The following is a 22,177-nucleotide window of genomic DNA, read 5'->3' on the forward strand; positions in this document are numbered from 1 at the left end:
TTTAACAGAGGCGATTTGGTATTATATAGAATCCGACCTATAACAGCTTAACTAATATTAGGAATCACAACCAAAATGTCATTATTAGAAGCACAGCAACTTACAATGCGATTCGGCGGTTTGACTGCGGTCAACCAGGTGAGTTTAACATTGGAAAAAGGCTCGATCGCCAGTTTGATCGGCCCCAACGGTGCGGGCAAAACTACTTTTTTTAATATGCTGACAGGCATCTACAAACCGAGTGCTGGTCAGTTGCTCCTAGAACAGAAGAATATAACGGGTTTACCGCCCGATCGCCTGACCACTTTCGGCATTGCTAGAACTTTTCAAAATATCCGCTTGTTTAACAACATGACTGTGCTGGATAATGTTTTAGTAGGTAGACACTGCCGATTGAAAACAGGTTTGTTGGGTGCAATCCTCCGCCCTCCCTCTGCGAATCTGGAGGAGCGGGAAGCTAAAATAAAAGCGCTCGCTATGCTTGATTTTGTCGGTTTAGGTGTTGCTAAAGCGCCGGAGTTGGCAAAAAACCTTTCCTACGGCGATCAGCGCAGATTGGAAATTGCGCGGGCCTTGGCTTCCGATCCGAAAGTGTTGCTTTTGGACGAACCTACGGCGGGGATGAACCCGAACGAAACGGCTGATTTAACTCGCTTTATTTACCGGATTCGCGATGAGTTGAATTTGAGTATTTTGCTGATTGAACATGATATGAAGGTGGTGATGGGAATTAGCGATCGCGTTAGTGTTATGGAGTACGGTACTAAAATTGCTGAGGGAACTCCGGCAGAAGTTCGCGCCGATCCCCGCGTGATTGAGGCATATTTGGGAAAAGAAGAAGATGGACATGGTTAATGGGTAAATATCTCCATATTTTGATTAAGATTTAGGTAAAGATAGCCCACAAAGAGCAATTATGATGTTGGAAATTAAAGACATTCACACTTACTACGGAAATATCCACGCTCTCAAAGGAGTATCGCTAACAGTGTCGCAGGGAGAAGTTGTGACATTAATCGGCAGCAACGGGGCGGGGAAAACTACCACTCTCCGCACGATTCAAGGACTGCTGCGCCCGCGAATCGGCACTGTATTATTTGAGGGAAAGCCTTTAGAAGCACTATCTACAGAGGCGATCGTCCGTTTGGGGATTTCTCAAAGTCCCGAAGGGCGGTTGATTTTTCCGCGCATGACGGTGCAAGAAAACCTGGAAATGGGTGCTTATCTCCGCAACGATACTCTCGGTATCAAGTCGGATATGGAAAAAGCATTAAATTTATTTCCCCGTTTGCGAGAAAGAATTAGTCAAAAAGGGGGAACTCTCAGCGGCGGCGAACAGCAAATGTTGGCGATCGCCCGGGCTTTGATGTCGCGCCCCCGCTTGTTATTATTGGACGAGCCGAGTATGGGATTGGCACCGATGTTAGTCAGTCAAATTTTTGCGATCGTCCGCGATATTAATGCTGAAGGAACAACTATTTTACTGGTGGAACAAAACGCCCGCATGGCTTTAAGTGTAGCCCACCGCGGCTATGTTATCCAAACTGGTGAGGTTGTAGTCGCCGGTACTGCTAGCGATTTGCAGTCAAATGAAACTGTTCGCAAAGCGTATTTAGGTGAAAGTTAAATATGGGCATTGGGCATTGGGAATGGGGCATGGGGCATGGGGCATGGGGCATTGGTTATTGAAACTGACAACTAACAACCAAAAACCAACAAATAACAAATAATATCGTTTCCGCTTGCATCGGTATTGTTCAAACAGTCAACAGTCAACAGTCAACAGTCAACAGTCAACAATTCCGGAAGAGTGCAACCGGAATTGATATAACAAATTACCCTATTTGCGATCGCAACTTCCCCGTTTCCAATTCCGTCTCAAAAGCCGCCCGCACCTTTTCCCACTCCGCTTGGGCTTCCAACAGGCGATCGCGCGCCGTACTCACATCAAAAAGCTGTTCCCCTCCAGACTCAACCGCCGCGCGACCCATATACTCCAACTCCTTGCAAACAGCAGAAAAAGACACGGCTCCTAAATTGGCGCTGCTCGACTTCAGCGTGTGAGAAGCCAGCTTCAAACTATCAGCATCGCCCAGAAAAATAGCCTCCTTAATAGTTTCTAAATGTTGCGGTGCGTCTACCAAATATATCTTAATCAGCTCCCCCAAAAAATCGGGGTCTTCATCATCGTCTAGCTCGCGGAGATTTTGCAAAATATGAAAATCAATCGGCGAATCGGCTCCTGGTTGAACGCTCGAAGATGCCGCAGTATCACTGTCAATGTCATCAGAAATATCTTGATTGTTTTCCTCAGTAACGGCATCCAATTCATCCCGAACCAGAGGTGAACACTTGCTCAAGGCGATCGCCAACTCTTCCCGGCGTACCGGCTTAGTAATATAATCGTCCATACCGGCTTCCAGACACTTTTCGCGATCGCCCTGCATCGCATTAGCAGTCATCGCAATAATTCTCGGCTTCTTGTTAGCCGGCCATTCCTGACAAATGCGGCGCGTCGCTTCCAACCCATCCATGTTCGGCATCTGCACATCCATCAGCACAACATCGTAAGATTGCCGCTTCAGCGCCTCCAAAACCTCCAACCCATTAGCCGCAATATCAGCCCGATATCCTATCCTGTCGAGTAAATGCGTAGCGACTTTTTGATTTACCACATTGTCCTCAGCCAGCAAAATCCGAATCTGACTAGAATTAGCTGCATCCTGTCCGGCTGAATTCGCCGCACCCTGCCTCAAAACAGCAGGCGTCCGCTGCACGCGGTGTTGTTCTTGAGAATTTTCAAAATACTTCAATCCCGAAGTCAAAGTCACCACATTTGAAGCTTCTCCCCGGCCGCTTCTGCCAGTAACATATCCAAAAACTTGCAGCAACACATTATAAAACTGGGACTGTTTTAAAGGCTTAGTTAAGAAAGCCGAAAAATGTACTTCTGTAGTTTCAAGTTTTTTCCAAACTTCCGCCTTACTTAAATAAGTAAACAGCACCAAAGGTAGTGCTATTTTGCGAGGGTTTTTAACGCTGACATTCGGATTTAGACCCTCGTCGCCAGAGAAATTGCTCAGCTCAAATTTCCGAATCTCCACAGCCAAAGCCACACCGTCCATATCTGGTAGATTCATCGCCAAAATAGCTAAATCGAGCGGCGAGTTTCCTTTGATGATTTCCAAAGCCTCAGCACCCGAAGTTACAGCCACGGGTATCATTCCCCAAGACTCTGCCTGACGGATCAAAACTTGCCGGTTAATGGCATGATGCTCAACAATTAACAAGCGCTTACCAGCGGCAAATTCGGGTCTTTTTTCCTCAGCCCGGATGTCATTGGCTTCAGCAGTCACCGTGAAATAAAAAATCGAACCCGAACCCGATATCGACGGCGGAGTAAATTCTGCAGGCGACCTTCCCGCGATACTTTGTCCGATCGCAGAAACTCCCGGTTGAGACTTAGAACTTCGCGGATCGACCTGGCTGACAACCCACATTGTACCGCCCATCATATCGCTCAAACGCTGGCTGATAGCCAGTCCCAAACCCGTACCGCCGTAATGTCGCGTTGTCGAAGCATCCACCTGCGAAAAAGCTTTAAACAGGCGATCCATCCGGTCTGGCGGAATGCCAATTCCCGTATCTTGGACAGCAAATTGAATCTCGTATTGTCTCCTACGTGCCAACTCTCCCTGGTTAATTACTAGCGTTTGTGGCTCTAGAATATTAATTTTATCTGGCGAACTCTTAGCAGCTACCTGTTCAATTTCCCTAGCCGTACAGCACACCACAATTTCTCCCGATTCTGTAAACTTAACTGCATTGCCCAGCAGATTTACCAAAATTTGGCGCAGCCTCGTGACATCTCCTAAAATGTTTTTCGGAACAGAATCATCAATAAAGTAAGCCAGCTCTAAACCTTTTTCTGAGGCTCTCGGAGCCAGTAATTCCAGAGATTCTTCTATACAGTTTTGCAGCTCGAAGGGGCTGCGTTCCAAATCCAATTTTCCCGATTCAATCTTGGAAAAGTCGAGAATATCGTTAATAATAGTCAGCAAAGCATCGCCGCTGGTACGAATTGTCTCCACAAAATCCCGCTGTTCAGGAGTTAGTTCCATATCCAGCAGCAAGCCCGTCATCCCGATGACCGCATTCATCGGAGTGCGGATTTCGTGACTCATAGTCGCTAAAAATTCGCTCTTAGCTCTGTTAGCAACTTCCGCCGCTTGTCGCGCTTGATCCAAAGCTTCATTTTGCTCGGCCAACTGTCGCTGTCGCTGAACTTCCGTTTCTAAAAGTTGTGCTTGAGCTAAGGTAATTCCGACTTGCGCGGCAACATCTTCTAATAGTTCAATTTCGTCGGGAGTCCACTGGCGAGTTGCATCGCACTGGTGCAAAGTAATAATTCCATTCGGTTCTCCTTGATAGGAGGTGCGAACCGCCAACATAGATTTTAATCCGATGCGGCGGCACATGGGCCCCGAAGATTCCAGCAAAGGATCGGCAAACACATCGGGAGATGCCAGGGCTATATCTTCAGCGAGCAGTTTTTCTGTGTAGGGGTTATAAGTGACAGAAAGTTCTAAATCTAAAGCCGATTCGTGACCGGGTTCTAAGTATTCCGCGACGCAAGGAAGATGGGGATAAGGTTCGGAAAGATAGGTGTGAATTGTACAGCGATTGACACCAAATACGCGGCCGATTTGGGTGGCGGTAGTTTGAAAAATTTCTTGAGTGTCTAAGGTCGATCGCACTTTTTGAGTAATTTGTTTGAGTAGTAAAACGCGCTGGTACTGACGTTGCAAAGTTCGCTCTCGCTCTTCGCGGGCAATTTCAGCGCCGATGTAATTGCCCATCAACTTTAAAATTTCAAAATTCAGCGGTTTAAAAGGAGATTTAGTGGTGCGGGAAGTAAAGCTCAAAGTACCATAAACTCGCCCTTGCACTATTACCCTCGTCCCCACAAAAGCCTCCAACTTGCGGACGCTGTAGGCGGGGTGGTTGCGCCACTGAGTAGTGCCGGCTGATTCGACAGAAATAGGTTCGCTCGATCGCAAAACCTCTCGCTCAAAGGTTCTGCTCAAAGCAAAACCGTCTCCTTTAGCAAATCCAAAGGGAAAATCTTCCGGTACATAAGCCGCAATCACTTCGTAGCGATCGCCCAAAACCCTGCCCAACAGCCCGATATCCATCCCAAACTGACTACAGCCCATTGCCAGCAACCGGAGCGTTCGATCGTCAAAAGAGCCTTCCGAGCTCACCATTACCTCGTAGAGCGATCGAATTGCCCGCTCGCTTTCCCGCAGTTCCTCAACTCCTTCGAGGCGGTTGTAGACATCGTGCAAAGTCCCGAAAATTCCCGCTATTTCGCCTTGGAAATTCCGGCGGACTTGGGCAAATAGTTCCACGGAAACAAAGCCGGAATTACTGTGAATTCCCAAGGAGTTTTTCTCCGAAACCGACTTAGACTTAAATCGCAGTTCTCGCCGTTCAAATTCCGACTTCCCGGACAGCAAAGACTCCAATAAATTTGCACATTGCTCGCGCTCATCTGGATGCACCCACTCTAAAAAATTAGTTTGCAAACTTTCGGAAACCGCATAATTCGTAATTTCCGTCCAAGCGCGGTTGAGGAATTTCCAAACCCCCGCCGCATCTATGTGGAAAATTACTGTTGCTTTCAAAGAGTCAAATAGATGGAATTGTTCTCGATCATGCTCGCGGTTTTTGACTTCAAACTGCTTGTTGAGAGTAATATCTGTATGAGTTCCTACTACCCGCAGCGGTTTGCCAGTAGCGCTGCGTAAAACTTGACCTCGGTTCAGCACCCACACAGTGCTGCCGTCTTTACAGTACATCCGATATTCTGCTGCAAAATCCGGTGTCTTTTGGGCGAAGTGTTCTTCTAAAGCTGCCTTTACCGAGTCAATATCATCTCGGTGGATGCGACTCCACCATTCCGATCGGCGATTCGAGATTTCCCCTTCTTGGTAGCCCAGCATTTCTTGCCACCGCGCCGAATAAAAAAACTCATCTGTTTCGAGATTCCAGTCCCAAATCCCCTGATTGTTGACTGCTGGGGGGAGATTTGGCCGCTCTACGAAACTGTGGTGAGAAATTTCAGCCCTCTCGTGGCTATTTGCTGCTGTCCGCTGTATTTCTGCTGAGAGTTTTTTGTATTGAGCGTGGCTAGATTCTAGCTGGCGCTGCAAAGCGATCAAGCCAGAATGCAGAGATTTTGAATCCAGCGCTTGTAAAAGGATAGTTTTAGGATTGATAATCCCGATCGGGTGATTTGTTTCGTTGATGACTAATAAAGGCAACTGGCAGTAGTGTTTTTGCAGCAGCGCGACGGCTGCTTCGAGGCTAGAGTGCGATCGCACCAGCGGCGGCGAACTGCTGCAAATTGCTCCCGCTCTAATTTTGTTAGAGTCTCTTCCCAGGGCCTGCAACTGCACGATATCCCGCGAACTTACCACCCCAACCAGTTTGTGAATGTTGGGATTTGTAAATTTGGAATTGTGAGCCGCACCAGTCGAGTGTTGATCGGGGGTTTCAGTGATTAATACATAACTAACATTGTGTCTAAACATCAGTTGCGCCAAATAGCGAACCGAAGAATTAGAAGGAGCGTGAATTATTCGTGAGGCTGCTATTTGAGGGATTTGATAAAGTTTAATTAAACTTGCAGGTAGCTCTACTTTGTGATGCACAATTGGCAGCGGCGGAGGGAACGCGAAGGCCGCAGGTGGCGAAGTGCTGCTAATTGCTTTTGGTGTCGATTCCCCAATTCCCTGCAACATTTGCACCAAGCTTTGAGAGCTAATTAAACCGACAAGTTCTTCAGCCTCGCTGACGACGGGCAAATGGCCGATCTGATTTTTATCCAGCAGATTTGCTAAGGCAAAAAAGTCGGGAATTTCCGATTCTCTGGCTACAGTTACGGTTCTGATCATGATTTGCTCGATCGCAAATCCGCTCAAAGCAGCGCCGATCGAATTTAGCTGTACGACATCTCGCGTTGTAAAAATCCCCAGCACTGTCTGGCCGCCCGCATAGGGAGCTTTTGAGCCGTTGAGAGGCCGCCCGTTGCCTCCTGCGTGTACCGCACGCGGTATGCCGTTGTAGAAACCCGACTGTTCCCGCAATTGTGGGGAAGTCCCGTTCGTGAGATTTCCGAATTGAGAATTCCCGCGCGGTTCTACCACGAGGACGTAACTGGCTCCTGTGCTACTCATCAGCTCGATCGCCTTTTCTACGGGCGTCTCAGGGGTGACGGTGAGGGGATTGCGGTTGATGACCTGACTGAGGGAGGGAATAAACATCAGGGGGCATAAAAGTGATATTTGTTGGAAAAACCCGATCGCGAGCAGCAGGTTGATTGAGAGGCTTTACCCGCGAGATTTCCAAGCGCGCTCAAAGTTTCTGTACGATTAAACTTACCCCTACTTCCAGCATCTTGGCATTTAAAATTAATTCCGTGCCATATCCTGATAATTGACGGCTTCTGACTTTCAGAACCAATGCTATCTGCCAGAGGGCGGACATGAGGGCGGGCGGGTAATTCCTCGCCTAGCCTAACTGCTGCGGGTTTACGAGCAAGAATTTCTGCGATTGTCTAGACTGCACCCTACTTTCTCGCCCTCAACCGAACTCTCGCTCGCATTCTGTTTGAGGCAAGATACCTGCACGCTACCAATTTACCAGCGACAGGAGGGGAATCACAACAGGACGACTTAGATATGGCAACTGTGCAATTAGGGGTTCGAGGGTTCAAGGGTTCCAGGGTTCCAGGGCCAAACAGGCAGAAAATAAATAATTCTGAGCATAACTAATTCTATCGTATCGCAATTATGACCCAGAGGATTTGAGCTTCAATTCTGGCGATCGAACTTGATGAGAATAGCGCTGTTCCCCGCCACTGCAAAACTTGCATTGCCGCCCTTGGGCCTTAAGCTACCAACAACCTCATCCATTTTTTTAGAACTGAACTCCCGCACCGTGCCATTACCAGTTTTTATCAGCTCCGAAATATCAGCATTAACAGTGTAAGATGTTGCTCGGTCATTGACAACCAGCAAGTAAACATTCTTGCTAGCATCAAGAGTTGCAACTGCCATTAAATCCGAACTGTTAGTGATAGGAAAAAAGGTAGCTTTCCCGCCCTGCAAAGCCCTAATTCCCATCCGCAAAGCATAGTAGGCCGCGCGCCGTTTTCCCCCGTCCCCTAGCAAACCTTCCGCCCCTGCGGGCTTGCCCCAGTCGTACAAACAGAATATGTGACTGCCGTCAATATAATTATCCCCCGGTTGAGAACCTCGAATCAAATTCTTAATCAAATTTAAAGCTAAAGATAAATCGCCGTAGCTCATGTTGTAAGTTCCCCATTCTCCTACCCAAAGCTGCGAGTTAGCGCGGACAGTACCGTTCATCCAGCCGCGCACTTTGCGGGTGTAGTTAGAAATATCTGCATCGTAGTTGTGGATATTGACTGTATCGAAATAATTCGGTATTTCCTGCAAAGCACTAGCCGGCCAATTGCTGCCGCCTATGGTTTTCGGGCCGTGGATGCGGTAAGTGCGATCGGGCAAATAAGTTTTATAAACAAAGTCGATCGCCTCTTTTGCCACCTTAACCAATTCAAAATAGTCAGCCCTAGTCCCGCCCCAACCCTGATCGCGATTGTCCGGTTCGTTGTGAATTTCCCAATCATCAACGCGGTAATCATTGCGAACATTCAGCCAATAAACCGTAGCAAAAACGTGTTCCCACCACTCGTTCCAATCTTCTCCTGTGCGCGGCGGATTCAGTTGCAGCGCCCAACTCGGATTCCAGTTATTATCAACATTCCGAATACTCACAACCGGGCGAATATTTGCTTGTTTGAGACTATTAAAAATAGTCCTGGCATTGCCTTGCCAAACCCTACCTGGTCGTCCAGACCACCAATAATCGCTACCCTGGGGCGGATTAGTCATCATCTGATCCCAATGCGCCCAATTAATTATATTGGGATTTGTCTTAATTTCATCAATAGATGGCCAACCGTATTTACCATCATCATCTTCAGCTTCCCATCGAGACATACCCCCGTAAATGCGGTATGTATTAATTCCCAAATCTTGCAAATCTTTGATGTCGAAATTGATATTGCCCTCGACTGCACCAATGTAGCGAGTGCTGACACCCGCAGCAGTACCGGAAATTTTAATTGTTTCGATGTTTTGAGCAAAAGTTGTCATTCCGATGAACAACCCTATGCCAAGAGCCATTAAAATGGCGATGGTAAAATTCCGAATAATTGTTTTTGATAACACTGGGTTAATAACTCATGACAAACTGCCTAATACCTACTGACTAATTAACTTCAAGCGACGCTGAAGTTCTCCCGCCGCCGTAGCAATTACGACCGCCAAAATCGGGTGCAGCGGCTCGCTGTGCCGAACTTCTGTAAAAGTGAGCGCATGAATCACAGTAAAATAGGCACAGACTGCCAACAGCGGCAAAAACTCCCGCCAGCGATGCCGCACAACTATCATGCCCAAAGCAGCAAATACAGGCAAATTTCGCGCAGCTAAAATACCGACTATCCGTGGCGGCGAAAAGAATAGCCGCATTGCCTTCACATTAAACAGATCCTGATAAGGCCAGTCACTTATAGGGTTCCCCAACCAGAAAAAAACTGCCTTTTGCAAACAATACCAGAGATAGACAGCAGGCTCGCGGAGGATTGAAGCGATCGCCCGTTTGGTAAAATAGCGATCGCCCTCAATTGTAAAAGCATTGTGTCCCCCATTCCGAGCCGGATTGAGTTCTTCTTGCCAAATTTGAACAATATGGCGTTTTGGCAGTTTTTCATAAGCCAAATGATAAAACTCTGGACTTCCTTGCCACAGCAGCGCCGTAGAAACGCTGTAAATCAAAAAAGTTTTGTGCGTTCGATAATTATGGTAAGTCCAAGGTGCAGTAATGATGATAATTGCGCCCAAATAAGCAAGAAACAAAGCAATCTTGCGCTTAAAATGCCATTGACGCGGCATCAATAGTGGCACAATTGCTGGAAGCAACATCCCTGTCGGCCGACAAAGATTTGTAATTGCCAACAGCGCACCTGCTAATGAAAAATTTTGCCACTGCGGCTGTTCCAATGCCCGCAACAGGCCCAGCACTGTTAAAAGTATTAAAGGCGTGTATAAAACCTCTGTTTGCAGCAGCCTGACATGATGAATGAGGGAGGGATTGATCGCAACTAATCCAGCCGCTACTAAGGAACTTTGAGGGCCAGTAAAACGCCGTGCCAGGATAAAAGTTAGCGGTATGATTGTCGCCCCCAAAAAAGCTTGTACGTAGACTACAGATGCGGGAGAACGACCAAAAATTGCATAGCATCCAGCTATAAAAAAGGGATACACAGGCGTCCTGCCTGGCCTCTGAAAAAAATAACCGTTCAGCAGATCGTATGCGAAACGTTCATAGCCCGGTTCGTCGCCTCTGAGACGGGCGGGGGTATCGGGGAGAGTTTGGTTGGTGCGCCACGCCAAATAAAGGCGCAATGCCAGTCCCAGCAGCGTCAGACAAATGAGGGCCGAGACAATTATGCGGTGATTTCTTTGCTGCTGCGCTGCCAAGATGTCTGGTGTCATAAAAACTGAGTGCGAAGATTTGATTTGCCGCTCCCAATTTTTTAGGTTGGGAATGTCAAAAATTATATCATTTCACCTTCCATCTTTTGCGAGAATTGATGTTTTTTACCACGGATTATATTTAATGTGAACGGGCGAGCAGAACGCCTTACGCAGCAGGAAGACATCGCGCGATGGAATTGGTCAAAGAACACAACCCGAAACTTTCGCCCGCCATCAATCGCACCTGGATTGACTCGCTGGGGCGTGCAAAGGTAATTGCAAGTTACCGCATTCACCCCAGCGAAATGAGCGGGCGCACTACGGAGGGAATCAGCAGTCGGTGAATATCTCTGCTGGCATGGGAATAATAATTTTTTGAGTGAATCGCGATCGTCCTACTCGCAGGCTCAGTAGCATTCCGATCAAACTGGATATGATATTAAATGAACTTACTTGCCAAAAAATCTCTCATGTACCGATTCACTAACTGCGGCTGTTCCTGCTGTACCCAGTGGCTGCAATTAGGAATGTAATGAATCTGAAAATCCCGCACATAATCTGCGGTTCCATAGGTTAACTCTTTGTCGAAGGCGGCATCATTTTCTCCCCAAATCATCAGCGTCGGAACTTGCAGCACGCTCCAATTCTGGCGATCGAGAAATCCGCCAGGTATATTGCGGTAATAATTGATAGTAGCAGTCAGAGCGCCCCGTTTGGCAGCCGCATCTTTGTAAGCTTCCATATCTGAGGGGCTAAAGGTGCTTTTGTCAACTGCCATACCTTCCAAAGCAGCCGAAATTGCCTGATAGTCGCCCAACTGAATTAACAACTCCGGCAAAACTGGCAACTGAAACAAAAAGATGTACCAACTTTTCAACAATTGTTGGGGAGTGCGTAGCCCTTCAGCAAACTTGGCCGGATGGGGTAGATTCATCACAATTAATTTATCCACCATTTGGGGATAAGCATAAGCAAAATTCCAGGCGATCGCGCCTCCCCAGTCGTGACCAACTAAGACGCAACTTTCGTATCCCAAACCCTGAATAATGCCCTTGACATCTTGCACAAACTCTGCCATCACGTAAGCCGATCGATCGTGAGGTTTGTCGCTGTCGTTGTAACCCCTGAGATCTACAGCGACGACTTTATAATCTGATGCAAATTCCGGGATTTGATGTCGCCAAGAATACCAAAATTCAGGAAATCCGTGCAGCATGAGCATCAGCGGCCCAGAACCTTGAGTGACATAGTGCAGTTTAATGCCGTTCGTAGCGATAAATTCGTGTTTCCAAGCAGCTTCTAGCACAGACATATTTGATGCTTCCTCTAGCTATCGAGATAGCCTAGCAGTTACTCTCTTTAAGAGGAACCAACTTTAGGCATATGTAGCAATTCTCCCAGCACCTGTAAACTCTTCCTCTTCTCTTCTCTTCCTTTGTGGAACAGGCGTCCCGCCTGTGGTTCTTCGCGAAAGCGGTTCATAAAAAAAGTCGCTCGCCCGTTTCCCACAAAGATTGCTATCTCTGTCAAAATAATAGTATAATGTTGCTGGCATCCAGACAACTGTTAAGCCAAAAATTACTCATTTTCGATCGCGCGCAAATCCAGAAGCGCAAGAATTTGAGGTGTTGTGAAGGTGCAAGTTCAAGAATTAAGATCGGGCGAGTGTACTAGGAATTAAAGGAGTTAATACTATGTCGGGCGATCGGCTGCAAAACATTGTTAACCGCTTGACTGATCGTCTAAAGCGCGATGTATTAGTTGAAAAATCTCTCTACGACATTCGAGAAGTTTTGCAGAGCGATCGCGCCGTACTGTACTATTTTTACAGACAGTGGCAAGGTCGAGTGACTTACGAGATGTTGAGTGCGATCGAACTCTCAATCTTGGGTTCAACGGGGCCCGACGAGTGTTTTAACGACGAATACGCTGCTTTGTACGAAGCCGGCAGAGTTAGAGCAATTGCAGATATTGAAGTAGAACCAATTAACCCATGCCACCGAGATTTTCTGCGTAGCCTGAAAGTTCGCGCCAATTTAGTCGTGCCAATTTTAACGAACAAAAGACTGTGGGGGCTGTTAATTGCTCATCAGTGCAGCGGGCCCCGCACTTGGTTGCGATCGGACATTGAATTCATGCAGCAACAAGCACAAAATATGGCAATGTCTCCCACAATTCAAGATAGTTAATCTTTCATCCAAAATCCTGCTTTGTGACTATTAGGGTGCATTGTCGGTGCAATGGAAAATTACCAACCAACCAAAATATGGTGTTCTATTGTTAGGCGGAGGTTTGTAGCGACTCATAGGGCTGGATGAGAATCTCAGCGGGAATTCCTAACTCTTGATTCAGCTTCCGAATCATTTCCAAAGTCAAGGATCGTTTGCGAGATAATATCTCAGATACTCTAGCTCGACTGCCAATACATTGTTCCAAATCCCTACCAGACCATCCGCGGGCGTCCATGTAGTATTGAATGGCTGCAATGGGATCGGGTATTGCGATCGGAAAGTGTGCCTTCTCGTAAGCTTCTACTAGGGTACTGAGCACATCTAGGCGATCGGACTCAGGTGTATTTGGAGCTGCATTCAACAGCAATTCAACCTCTCGAAGGGCTTCCTGATAGTCAGTGTGGGTTCTAATTGGACGTATTTCCATATATCAATTTGTGTTTAGATTGTTTCTGCACTACCTTGTCATACTCGGCATGAGTGCCAATAAAGCGGATAAAAATAATGCCGATGTCATAACGAATGGCAACAATCAGCCGATAGGAATTGCCTTTGATGTTGAACACAACACGATTGTTGCCAATGATGCTGGCATTACCATGAGCGGACTTAACATCGACTGGACTCTGCCAATCGGCGCGAGACGCTTCGTAGTATCAAGTTTTTAGTGCTTCTGAGGCATCTGGATGAGTTTCCCAAAAGTTTCGCAAGGTGCTGCGGGACAAAATACGCATAGAACTTTATGACTGGAACTCCCGAAACACGAGACAATTGAAATATCGGTTCTGCCATTCTCATAGGGCAAAGAATAACGTGCTATCTCATCATTTTACCACAGAATCTTTGTCTCTAGGAATAGTTGGTGGCAAGGAGTTTTCGGATGCTGGGGGAGCGAAACCCAAGAATGATATCTTGAGGAGACACGCCACGTTCAATCAGTTCTCGATCGATGTAGATTTCCGTACTGTTGTGTTGAATCCAGATTTTATTTTCGATGATATCGAGCTGCATGGCACACCCATAGATGCGATATTCGTCGCGCCATTCGTTGTGCATGACGAGGTATCGATCGCGGGCGAAATCGAATATTAACTGAGCATTTGCGTCATTGGTAGAAAAGTCTTCTAGAAAGTCACACACAATTTTGCGGTATTCGTTTAGTCTATCCATTGGTCGATCGCCTCACGAGTTGCATTGTAAATAATTAGTCTAATTTCATAACGTTCGATGACAGTTTTTGCGGGTTCAAATCTGAGAAACATTTGGTAGGTATCGGTGGGAACTGCCAGATAGAGTATACGTTCTGGTTCGCTAGAGACTTCGATGGCAATGCGATAGTTGAGGAATTGACCGAGGGCGGTGTGGAATTCAGAAATGGTAGATCCACCTACGAAACTTTTGACTTCCACAGCTATTTTACGTCCTTCTTTTTCAGCGGCGATCGCTTCAGAGGCTGCAAGATATATGTAGACATCAGCAACACCATAGCGTAACTGGTAGGGAGCGTGGGTAATCTTCCAGCCATCTTTTTGTAGGGCGATAAAGACTTCTCCACTTGTTAGGCCGGCGCAACTACTAGAAACTTGAGCTGTCACAAAGGTAAGTAAAGTACAATTCCCTGCCATTCCTCTTGCTCGCTGCAATCGATTAGCAGTATCAACTCATCAATTGCCTGTCGAATTGGCATTCGATCGTTGACAACAAACATCCCTGCCATCGGTTCTTTTGCTACTAAGCGATCGTAAGCAAAATCCGGCATCGTTGCACGATCGTGAGTGAGAAGGATACGCCTATTCATTGCTGTCCAAGCTAAAATTGCTGGATCGTCTACTTCTCGTAACCCAACATCTTGAACCCGGAGTAGGTCAAGATTAGGCTGACGCAAAAACAGCCCTCGAACAATGTCACCATTGAAATTCTCGTCGCTTAACAAACTCAGCATAACTGTTAATACTGATATTATCTCAGCTTTGGTTGAGATAATAAACGATCGCGAATTAAGCTTAGATCGGGTTGGATACCAGACAAACGTTGCTGAACTGATTCAGCTAACATTTCTCTCCGATCTAAATATGCTTCTACAGCATCTTGGTGTCGGAGATAGTAGCCAATTGTGTTGTAGACATCGGACAAAGATAGAGTCGAATATCGATGCACGATCGACTCAGGGGATGCACCATCTTGAAACGCACGAATCACAGTCTCCAGCAAAACCCTTGAACTGCCAACTCGAATTGCTCCGGTTTCATCTTCTTGGAGGGGTGGTGTCTCACGTTCTAAAACGAGGCTCATAGAAAATTATCCTAGATTCGTACATGACAATTGTAACTTATCTAAGAACACAATTGTTCTGTTAAAAAGCCGATCGCACTATCTCACAAGTAATTCTCAGGTTTCTTGTTTTTAGATACCGCTTCGAGGAAAGACTCATCTCCTTGGCGAATCGATCGTCCGTAAACAAGTACCTCCTCAAAAGCTGGTTCATCTTTGAAAGACCCTGTAATTTGTTGCAGCCAATTCGTCGGCCCAGGAGTCGCAATTTGCTTCTGCTTAACAAAAAAGATATTTTTTGTTAACATTTAATATTAGTTATCAACTTATTTTCCTAAAAATCACTCTTAATATGTGCTTTAAAAATAGAATTTAGCTGAAATTTTGCTGGCTCTTTTCTGGGAACTTTTTCTACTAAACCGCGTCTGGTTAAAGATTGTATAATGTGCATAAATTTAGCTTGAGATACTTCCATATTAGCAGGTTTTTGGGAAATATCTATCGGTTTATCTTGAGTGGCTAACCAGTTTATCACATTTTTTTCTAATTCTGATAGCCGCTCCAACTGCGATTCTAAATTGGTTTCTATGTCACCTAAAAACAACTCATTTTCATCTGTCAGAAAAACGGAAACGCTCCCGTTCAAGAATTCTATAATTGTTGAACAAATAATATTTAACCAAGCCGGATGACTTTGATATAGTGTTATTAATTCCTCCCATTTTTCCTCATCTTGTAATTTTTTTTGTCTCAAGATTTCTTTTGCTTCTTCTCCTAATCCTTGAATTTGTAATACTCTTGTGTATTTGTTTTCTTTTTCTAAAGTCTCTATTTCTCCAGGTTTTTCCCAACTAATTAAAATTAAACAACTCTCATGAGATAAGGTAGCAATTTGCTGAAAAAATTTACAATAATCTTTATAGTCTGTTAAATACTGACCCGCTAAGTTACCAGTTTTAAAAATATTCTGCACGTCATCAAGGATTACTAAACAACGAGATGAGCGAAAATAATCTATTATTTCTGGTAATGGAGTTGCGTGGGATTGAGAAAAAAACTGTTTAAGTTCATCTTTAAGGTCGATCAGTTTAGGCAAATGCTCAAGACTGCGATAAATAATATAATCGAATTGTGTGTTAATTTCTGAGATTAATTTCAGGGTTAAAGCCGTTTTCCCTATGCCACTCAATCCATAAATTGTGATTAATCTAGTCTTATCTTCTAAAATCCATTCTTTAAGAGTATGAATTTCTGAATTACGCCCGTAATTATAGTTTAATTCTGGTGCTGTTGTTAGATCAATGATTGGGAGTTGATTTTGGACTTGGGAAGAGGGCGATCGCTTTTCTATATCCTCTAAAGATTGAGGATTTTCTCTACAAATATTAACATGACTTTTATTAATGTTAGGATTACTAATAATCAACGAAGAATTACCAAAACTGTAGATAGTAGATATAGCTTTATTTTCTAAAATAGAACGAACATTCCTTTGATCAATATCTTCGGCAAAAACATCAGAGAGAAGTTTCCATAATTTTGCTCCCTCTCTTTTAACATGATCGTAACTATAACCATTATTTCCCGCAATTTTATGAAAATTTTGACGTTGTAAAACACTTTCTAATATAGATTTGTGTAAAGAATCAAGATGTTGCCCTGTTTTAGCGAATACCTGTTCATCAGTCCATTTTGACAATTCTTTAACGTCCATATATTTTTAACCTCACTCAATCTTTTTAGTTTCGCCACCAAAACCCACTTTTTGCCACTAAAAGTTAATTTTTGTAAAAGGTTACTAAAGATTAGCACCTAATGGCACTATATCACACCAAATCCCACCATATCAATTTTCCTACTAAATGCCACTCCAGTCTAAAGATTAGAAAGTACGATCTTAAATGTTAATCAATTTTCAAGAATAAATCACATGAAAACACAAACTTTTGATGAAACAGCAAGATCAGTGCCTTTTACCCTAAGTTTTTTAGAGAGACTCGACCCAGCATTGTACGATCAAGCGATTCAGGATTCAGAAGTCCTAAAACAATCCTATGATCCGAAAACTCAAACATCGAATATTTCTGTCTCTGCTAATGATGGCACTTCCTTGACATATAGTGATACAACTAGCGGCTTTTTTGAAGGTACAGATGATGCGGAACAATCTGATACTTAAAGCTAAAATTTGCATTAGGTGAAGACGATTATCATGGCTTTCTGGATAAAATAAGATGGATTATACGGTACGGTAGGGTGCGAAGCATTCTATTGTCCCGTTTTAAGCTGTTAGCTATCGTAAGTAGTAAAATCCTGATTTGGATACCGCATAAAGATCAATTAACCAACATATCTGATTCATCACCTCAAAACGAGATTATAAATTAAAATATGATATTAATTTTTACGAACAAGCAGGATACACATACTGATGAAGTTATCAGAAAACTACATAAAAAAGATATTGAAGTTTTTAGGTTAAATTCAGAAGATTTGCTTCGGAAATATCAGGTAAATCTTTACATTGATGAAAATGGTTTATGGACTGGACAGATTACTGACGAACTTGGTAGAATATTAAATTTAGCCAAACTAAAAGTAGCATGGTTGAGAAAACCTGACTTTGATTTTTTTGGTAAAATTGCTGAATCTACAGAGGAACAGTTTATAGCTTCAGAAACAAAAGCTTTTATCAATATACTATATTCTATACCCAGCATAAGATGGATAAACGATCCATTTATCGCCAATAAAGCGAAAGTTAAATTTCAACAACTTTTACTGGCTAATAAATACGGGATCAAAATCCCCAAAACACTGATAACCACCCAACCAGAAACAGCGAAAGAGTTTTTTCTAGAGTGCGGAGAAGAGATTTTAGTTAAAACCATTTATACTGGAAATGTGACCATTGATGGGCTCAATCAAGGAATCCCCTCAAGAAAGATTGGCAAAGATAATTTTTATAAATTCTATAAAAACATTTGTTTATCACCTACTCAATTGCAAGAATATATCGAAAAAGCTTTTGAATTAAGGATTACAACTATTGGTAAAAAGGTATTTGCCGTTAAAATTGATTCACAAGCCCATGAAGAGACCAAAATTGATTGGCGACTCCATACTAAAATTAATCCACATTCTATCTTTGAACTACCGGCAAAAATAGAAAAATTCTGCATCGAATTTTTGGAGGAGCAAAAACTATTATATGGGGCGATGGATTTTATTGTGACTCCCAACAATGAATATGTATTTTTAGAAAATAATCCTTTTGGTCAATACCTTTGGCTAGAAATAGAAACAAAAATACCATTAACGGAAGAGATTTGTAATTTATTAATAAGCTATCTTGATGCTTGATTACTGTTTTTTAGGCTTCACCCTTCGAGTATTTTAATTGTAGGGTGCGTCAGGTGAGTTTCTTAAACGATTATTGAAGGTTTAAATACCTGACGCACCTTACTAATTGTGATAATTGCGTAACAGTTGTTACTATTAACTAACAGCTACGGCCTCCCCCAAAGGATGCTGCTGCAAAACCGCTTGCAAATACTTCCCAGTATAAGACCTCTGATTTGCCGCCACATCCTCCGGCGTCCCCGCCACAATAATTTCGCCGCCCTTATCTCCCCCTTCAGGCCCCAAATCGATCGCCCAATCGCAGCACCGAATCACATCTAAATTGTGTTCGATTACCAAAATTGAATTACCCTTATCCACCAATCTTTGCAGCACATTTAACAAATGGTGAACATCATAAAACGACAAACCCGTCGTCGGTTCATCGATCAAATAAAGCGTCTTCCCAGTAGCGCGGCGCGACAGTTCCGTTGCTAATTTTACCCGCTGCGCTTCGCCACCCGAAAGCGTCGGCGCCGGCTGCCCCAACTGAATGTAACCCAAACCAACATCAAGCAAAGTTTGCAGTCTCATAGATGCCCTGGGAATATTTTTAAACATTTCCAAAGATTCCTCTACAGTCATGTTCAAAACATCAGAAATCGACTTGCCTTTGTACTTCACTTGCAGCGTTTCTCGGTTGTACCGTGCACCCTTGCAAACCTCGCACTGCACGTAAACATCCGGCAGAAAATTCATCGAAATTACGTTCACGCCTTGGCCGCCGCAAGCTTCGCACCTTCCCCCTTTCACGTTAAAAGAAAACTGCCCCGCTTTGTAACCTCTGGCCTTCGCTTCAATGCTTTCGGCAAACAAATCCCGAATCACATCAAAGACTCCCGTGTAAGTAGCGGGATTAGAACGCGGAGTGCGGCCGATGGGAGATTGGTCAATTACAATTACCTTATCAATCACATCCTCTAGAGAGCGTTCCCCTTTAGTTTTGAGGGCGTCCATATCGGGTGGTAAAGGGACTTTTTTGGTGATATAATGTTGCAGCGACGGGTACAGCAATTCATTGATTAAAGTTGATTTTCCCGAACCGGAAACCCCCGTCACGCAGACAAGTTTTCCCAGCGGAATTTCCACGTCAATATTTTTTAAATTGTTGCGCGTCGCATTTATGATTGAGAGAGCTTTGCCGTTGCCTTTTCTCCTTTCATTAGGCGTTTCAATTACTCGCTTTCCCGACAAATAAGCACCAGTCAAAGATTCCTCTGCAGCCAGCAAATTTTCTAAACTTCCTTGCGAGATAATTTTGCCACCGTGAACGCCAGCACCGGGCCCGATATCCACAATGTGGTCGGCCGCTCGCATGGTTTCTTCATCGTGTTCTACGACAATCAAAGTATTGCCTAAATCGCGCAATTTTGTTAAGGTTTGCAGCAGGCGAAAGTTGTCTCTTTGGTGGAGTCCGATGCTGGGTTCGTCCAAAACGTAGAGTACCCCCGTCAAACCCGAACCGATTTGAGTCGCCAGCCGAATTCGCTGGGCTTCTCCGCCAGAAAGCGTCATTGCTGCGCGGTCTAAAGTCAGGTAATCTAACCCGACATCGAGCAAAAATTGCAGCCTTGCTTTGATTTCTCTCAGGGCTAAATCGGATATTTGGAATTGCCGATCGCTCAATCCCAAATTATTTACTCGTTCGCGGCATTCGCGAATCGAAATACTGGTTAAATCTACAATTCCGTACTGTCCCAACCGCACCGAAAGCGCCTCGGGTTTCAAGCGTTTGCCGTGACAAACCTCGCAAGAGCGATCGACCCGATACTGTTCCAACTTCTGCTTGATCAAATCAGAACCAGTATCGTCGTACTGGCGCTGCAACATGGAAATAACGCCATTAAAATCTCTCCTAAAATCAGTGCTGCCGTCGCGCTTTTTACCTTCTGCGCTGCGCTTGGACTCATTGCCGTACAAAATTACCTGCTGGTGTTCGGGCCTTAATCGATACCAAGGAGTGTCGATATCAAACCCGCAAGTATCAGCAATACTGCAAAGCAAAGAGAGATAATAGGAATTGTCTTTGTCTGACCAAGGTGCGATCGCACAATAAAGAGGTGCTTTCTCATCGGGAACTACCAACTCCGGCGCAAAAGTTCGCAAACTCCCCAAACCGTGGCAGTTTTGGCACGCGCCGTAGGGCGAATTAAAAGAAAATAACCTGGGTGAAAGTTCCTCCATTACTGCGCCGTGTTCGGGACAAGCAAAGTTTTCGGAAAATACGATCGGCCCCTGTGGTTGGGAATTTTCTTCAGTCGGTAACTCTTCAATAATCGCAATCCCCTCAGAATGGCGCAAACAAGTTGCCAGAGAATCAACTAAACGTTCTTCTAAACCGGGTTTTTTAATTAACCGATCGACAACTATCTCGATATTGTGCGTATGATTTTTATCTAATTCGATATTTTCCGAAAGTTCTAAAATTTCTCCGTTAACTTTGACGCGAATAAATCCTTCCGCAGCTAAACTCGACAATAATTTGCGGTGAGTGCCTTTTTTTCCGCGCACAACTGGTGCCAGAAGGTGAAAGCGAGTGCCGTCGGGAAGTGCCATGACTCGATCGCACATTTCATCAATTGTCTGCGGCGCAATGCAGCGATCGCAAATCGGACAGTGCGGTTCGCCGGCTCTGCCGTACAGCAATCTGAGATAATCGTAAATTTCTGTAACAGTGCCAACAGTCGATCGCGGGTTGTGAGAAGTTGACTTTTGGTCGATCGAAATAGCCGGACTCAAGCCCTCGATCGCGTCCACATCCGGTTTGTCCAACTGTCCCAAAAACTGGCGCGCGTAGGCGCTGAGAGACTCCACGTAGCGGCGCTGTCCCTCGGCAAAAATTGTATCGAAAGCGAGGGAAGACTTACCAGAACCGGAGACGCCAGTAAAAACGATCAGGCGATCGCGCGGCAGTTCCAGATCGATATTTTTCAGGTTGTGCTGTCTCGCACCGCGAACCCGAATCGTATTTTGGTTGTGAGAGTGAGAATTCGTCACATTATGCCCGTTGCGGGATGCACTTGGCTGGCTGTTTGAGGTTTCGGCGCGTTGGGACATGAGAGTAGTGCAAAACAGTGCTTAACCATCTTAGCGCTGCAGATCGAATAGCTGGCATCCAAACTCAAGAATATCAAAGAATCGTCAAATAAGTTTCCGTCGGCCCGTCGGGCAAAACCTTCAATCTTTGATTTTTCAAATCGACTTCAATTCCCAGCGCTTCCATCGGAATCACCCCTAAAAGTGGAGTTTTTCCCTCTGGCAATTCCAAACACTCAAAAGTCCCTTCGCGCCCGCACAGAGAAATCTTGGCATCTTGAAAAATCCTCGCCTCACTAATACCCGTGGCTGTTTCCACAACTACTTGCTTGAGAATTTTCAAACCCAATCTGGCGATGACATCTTTAGGCAAACACAAAGTTGTCGCGCCCGTATCCACTAAAACATTTTCTAGAGTAACAGACCTGACTTGCTCGATTGGAATCAGATTATCTTCTGCTTTCCCTTCATCCAGCCGATTCGTAATTACTAGGGTTGTGATAACTTTTCCCATTGGAGTTTCCGTAGTTGTTTCCATGACGTTCAAATTATCATAAATTGCTGCTTTAATTTTAGCATATACAGCGGATTTCAGGTTTGTGAAGTAGG

At 44.7% G+C, this 22,177-nt stretch carries 20 protein-coding genes and 1 pseudogene; 6 read left to right on the top strand and 15 right to left on the bottom strand.

Translation table 11 applies throughout. The features are described from left to right. Positions 1 to 75 precede the first annotated feature (75 nt). Both QUB16_RS11725 and QUB16_RS11730 read left to right on the top strand, forming a co-directional pair. Positions 76 to 855, top strand: a complete 780-nt coding sequence (locus tag QUB16_RS11725) for an ABC transporter ATP-binding protein (RefSeq protein WP_333316150.1) — start codon at positions 76 to 78, stop codon at positions 853 to 855. A gap of 64 nt (positions 856 to 919) precedes the next feature. Beyond that, complete coding sequence (locus QUB16_RS11730; RefSeq protein WP_333316241.1) at positions 920 to 1,627, top strand: ABC transporter ATP-binding protein; 708 nt, start codon at positions 920 to 922, stop codon at positions 1,625 to 1,627. A 208-nt stretch (positions 1,628 to 1,835) separates the two neighbouring features. On the opposite strand, the gene QUB16_RS11735 is transcribed toward QUB16_RS11730, so the two are convergent. The 3 genes from QUB16_RS11735 to QUB16_RS11745 all read right to left on the bottom strand — a co-directional run bounded on the left by QUB16_RS11735 (position 1,836) and on the right by QUB16_RS11745 (position 10,646). Continuing rightward, positions 1,836 to 7,328 (bottom strand): response regulator, encoded by a 5,493-nt coding sequence (locus tag QUB16_RS11735; RefSeq protein WP_333316151.1) that lies wholly within the window; start codon positions 7,326 to 7,328, stop codon positions 1,836 to 1,838. Positions 7,329 to 7,877: 549 nt separating this feature from the next. Beyond that, entirely contained in the window at positions 7,878 to 9,320 is a 1,443-nt protein-coding gene (locus QUB16_RS11740) for a hypothetical protein (protein WP_333316153.1), read from the bottom strand. Between the two features lie 33 nt (positions 9,321 to 9,353). After that, the gene (locus QUB16_RS11745; RefSeq protein WP_333316155.1) at positions 9,354 to 10,646 is read right to left on the bottom strand and encodes a glycosyltransferase family 39 protein; all 1,293 of its coding nucleotides are present in this window, start codon (positions 10,644 to 10,646) and stop codon (positions 9,354 to 9,356) included. Between the two features lie 173 nt (positions 10,647 to 10,819). Between QUB16_RS11745 and QUB16_RS11750 the strand changes: the two genes are divergently transcribed. Continuing rightward, positions 10,820 to 10,972, top strand: coding sequence for a hypothetical protein (locus QUB16_RS11750; RefSeq protein ID WP_333316157.1), 153 nt, complete (start codon positions 10,820 to 10,822; stop codon positions 10,970 to 10,972). A 95-nt stretch (positions 10,973 to 11,067) separates the two neighbouring features. Here the strand turns inward: QUB16_RS11750 and QUB16_RS11755 are convergent, their stop codons facing one another. Continuing rightward, a complete protein-coding gene (locus tag QUB16_RS11755; RefSeq protein WP_333316159.1) occupies positions 11,068 to 11,940 on the bottom strand; it encodes an alpha/beta hydrolase in 873 nt (290 codons plus the stop codon). Positions 11,941 to 12,003: 63 nt separating this feature from the next. After that, positions 12,004 to 12,183: a hypothetical protein gene (locus QUB16_RS11760; RefSeq protein WP_333316160.1), complete on the bottom strand. Its 180-nt coding sequence runs from the start codon at positions 12,181 to 12,183 to the stop codon at positions 12,004 to 12,006. A gap of 139 nt (positions 12,184 to 12,322) precedes the next feature. On the opposite strand from QUB16_RS11760, the gene QUB16_RS11765 reads away from it, so the two are divergent. After that, a complete protein-coding gene (locus QUB16_RS11765; RefSeq protein ID WP_333316162.1) occupies positions 12,323 to 12,817 on the top strand; it encodes a GAF domain-containing protein in 495 nt (164 codons plus the stop codon). A gap of 91 nt (positions 12,818 to 12,908) precedes the next feature. On the opposite strand, the gene QUB16_RS11770 is transcribed toward QUB16_RS11765, so the two are convergent. From QUB16_RS11770 to QUB16_RS11805, 8 genes and pseudogenes are all read right to left on the bottom strand, one after another. Beyond that, positions 12,909 to 13,286, bottom strand: coding sequence for a helix-turn-helix domain-containing protein (locus QUB16_RS11770; protein WP_333316164.1), 378 nt, complete (start codon positions 13,284 to 13,286; stop codon positions 12,909 to 12,911). Further along, positions 13,267 to 13,455, bottom strand: a pseudogene (locus QUB16_RS11775) (type II toxin-antitoxin system HigB family toxin); the annotation flags it as partial. The pseudogene QUB16_RS11775 and the gene QUB16_RS11770, both read right to left, overlap by 20 nt. A gap of 253 nt (positions 13,456 to 13,708) precedes the next feature. Beyond that, complete coding sequence (locus QUB16_RS11780) at positions 13,709 to 14,029, bottom strand: XisI protein (protein WP_333316166.1); 321 nt, start codon at positions 14,027 to 14,029, stop codon at positions 13,709 to 13,711. Further along, on the bottom strand, positions 14,017 to 14,484 hold the full coding sequence (locus QUB16_RS11785; protein ID WP_333316167.1) for a XisH family protein: 468 nt from the start codon (positions 14,482 to 14,484) through the stop codon (positions 14,017 to 14,019). The genes QUB16_RS11780 and QUB16_RS11785 overlap by 13 nt, the downstream gene beginning before the upstream one ends. Continuing rightward, entirely contained in the window at positions 14,451 to 14,801 is a 351-nt protein-coding gene (locus QUB16_RS11790; RefSeq protein WP_333316169.1) for a DUF5615 family PIN-like protein, read from the bottom strand. Before QUB16_RS11790 ends, QUB16_RS11785 begins: the two co-directional genes overlap by 34 nt. 17 nt (positions 14,802 to 14,818) lie before the next feature. Further along, positions 14,819 to 15,151 (bottom strand): DUF433 domain-containing protein, encoded by a 333-nt coding sequence (locus QUB16_RS11795; RefSeq protein WP_333316171.1) that lies wholly within the window; start codon positions 15,149 to 15,151, stop codon positions 14,819 to 14,821. An 83-nt stretch (positions 15,152 to 15,234) separates the two neighbouring features. Then, on the bottom strand, positions 15,235 to 15,438 hold the full coding sequence (locus QUB16_RS11800) for a transferase hexapeptide repeat containing protein (protein WP_333316172.1): 204 nt from the start codon (positions 15,436 to 15,438) through the stop codon (positions 15,235 to 15,237). Between the two features lie 26 nt (positions 15,439 to 15,464). Beyond that, complete coding sequence (locus QUB16_RS11805; RefSeq protein ID WP_333316174.1) at positions 15,465 to 16,844, bottom strand: NB-ARC domain-containing protein; 1,380 nt, start codon at positions 16,842 to 16,844, stop codon at positions 15,465 to 15,467. Positions 16,845 to 17,060: 216 nt separating this feature from the next. Here QUB16_RS11805 and QUB16_RS11810 point away from each other — a divergent pair, with 216 nt between their 5' ends. Both QUB16_RS11810 and QUB16_RS11815 read left to right on the top strand, forming a co-directional pair. Next, positions 17,061 to 17,309: a hypothetical protein gene (locus QUB16_RS11810; RefSeq protein ID WP_333316176.1), complete on the top strand. Its 249-nt coding sequence runs from the start codon at positions 17,061 to 17,063 to the stop codon at positions 17,307 to 17,309. A gap of 212 nt (positions 17,310 to 17,521) precedes the next feature. Continuing rightward, positions 17,522 to 18,493, top strand: coding sequence for an MvdC/MvdD family ATP grasp protein (locus tag QUB16_RS11815; protein WP_333316177.1), 972 nt, complete (start codon positions 17,522 to 17,524; stop codon positions 18,491 to 18,493). A gap of 135 nt (positions 18,494 to 18,628) precedes the next feature. Here the strand turns inward: QUB16_RS11815 and uvrA are convergent, their stop codons facing one another. Next, positions 18,629 to 21,589 (bottom strand): excinuclease ABC subunit UvrA, encoded by a 2,961-nt coding sequence (gene uvrA / locus QUB16_RS11820; protein WP_333316178.1) that lies wholly within the window; start codon positions 21,587 to 21,589, stop codon positions 18,629 to 18,631. Positions 21,590 to 21,662: 73 nt separating this feature from the next. After that, positions 21,663 to 22,106, bottom strand: a complete 444-nt coding sequence (locus QUB16_RS11825) for a retroviral-like aspartic protease family protein (RefSeq protein ID WP_333316243.1) — start codon at positions 22,104 to 22,106, stop codon at positions 21,663 to 21,665. Positions 22,107 to 22,177: the final 71 nt, after the last annotated feature.

Origin of the sequence: Microcoleus sp. D3_18a_C4 (genome assembly GCF_036702415.1) — a bacterium.
Lineage (GTDB): Bacteria > Cyanobacteriota > Cyanobacteriia > Cyanobacteriales > Microcoleaceae > Microcoleus.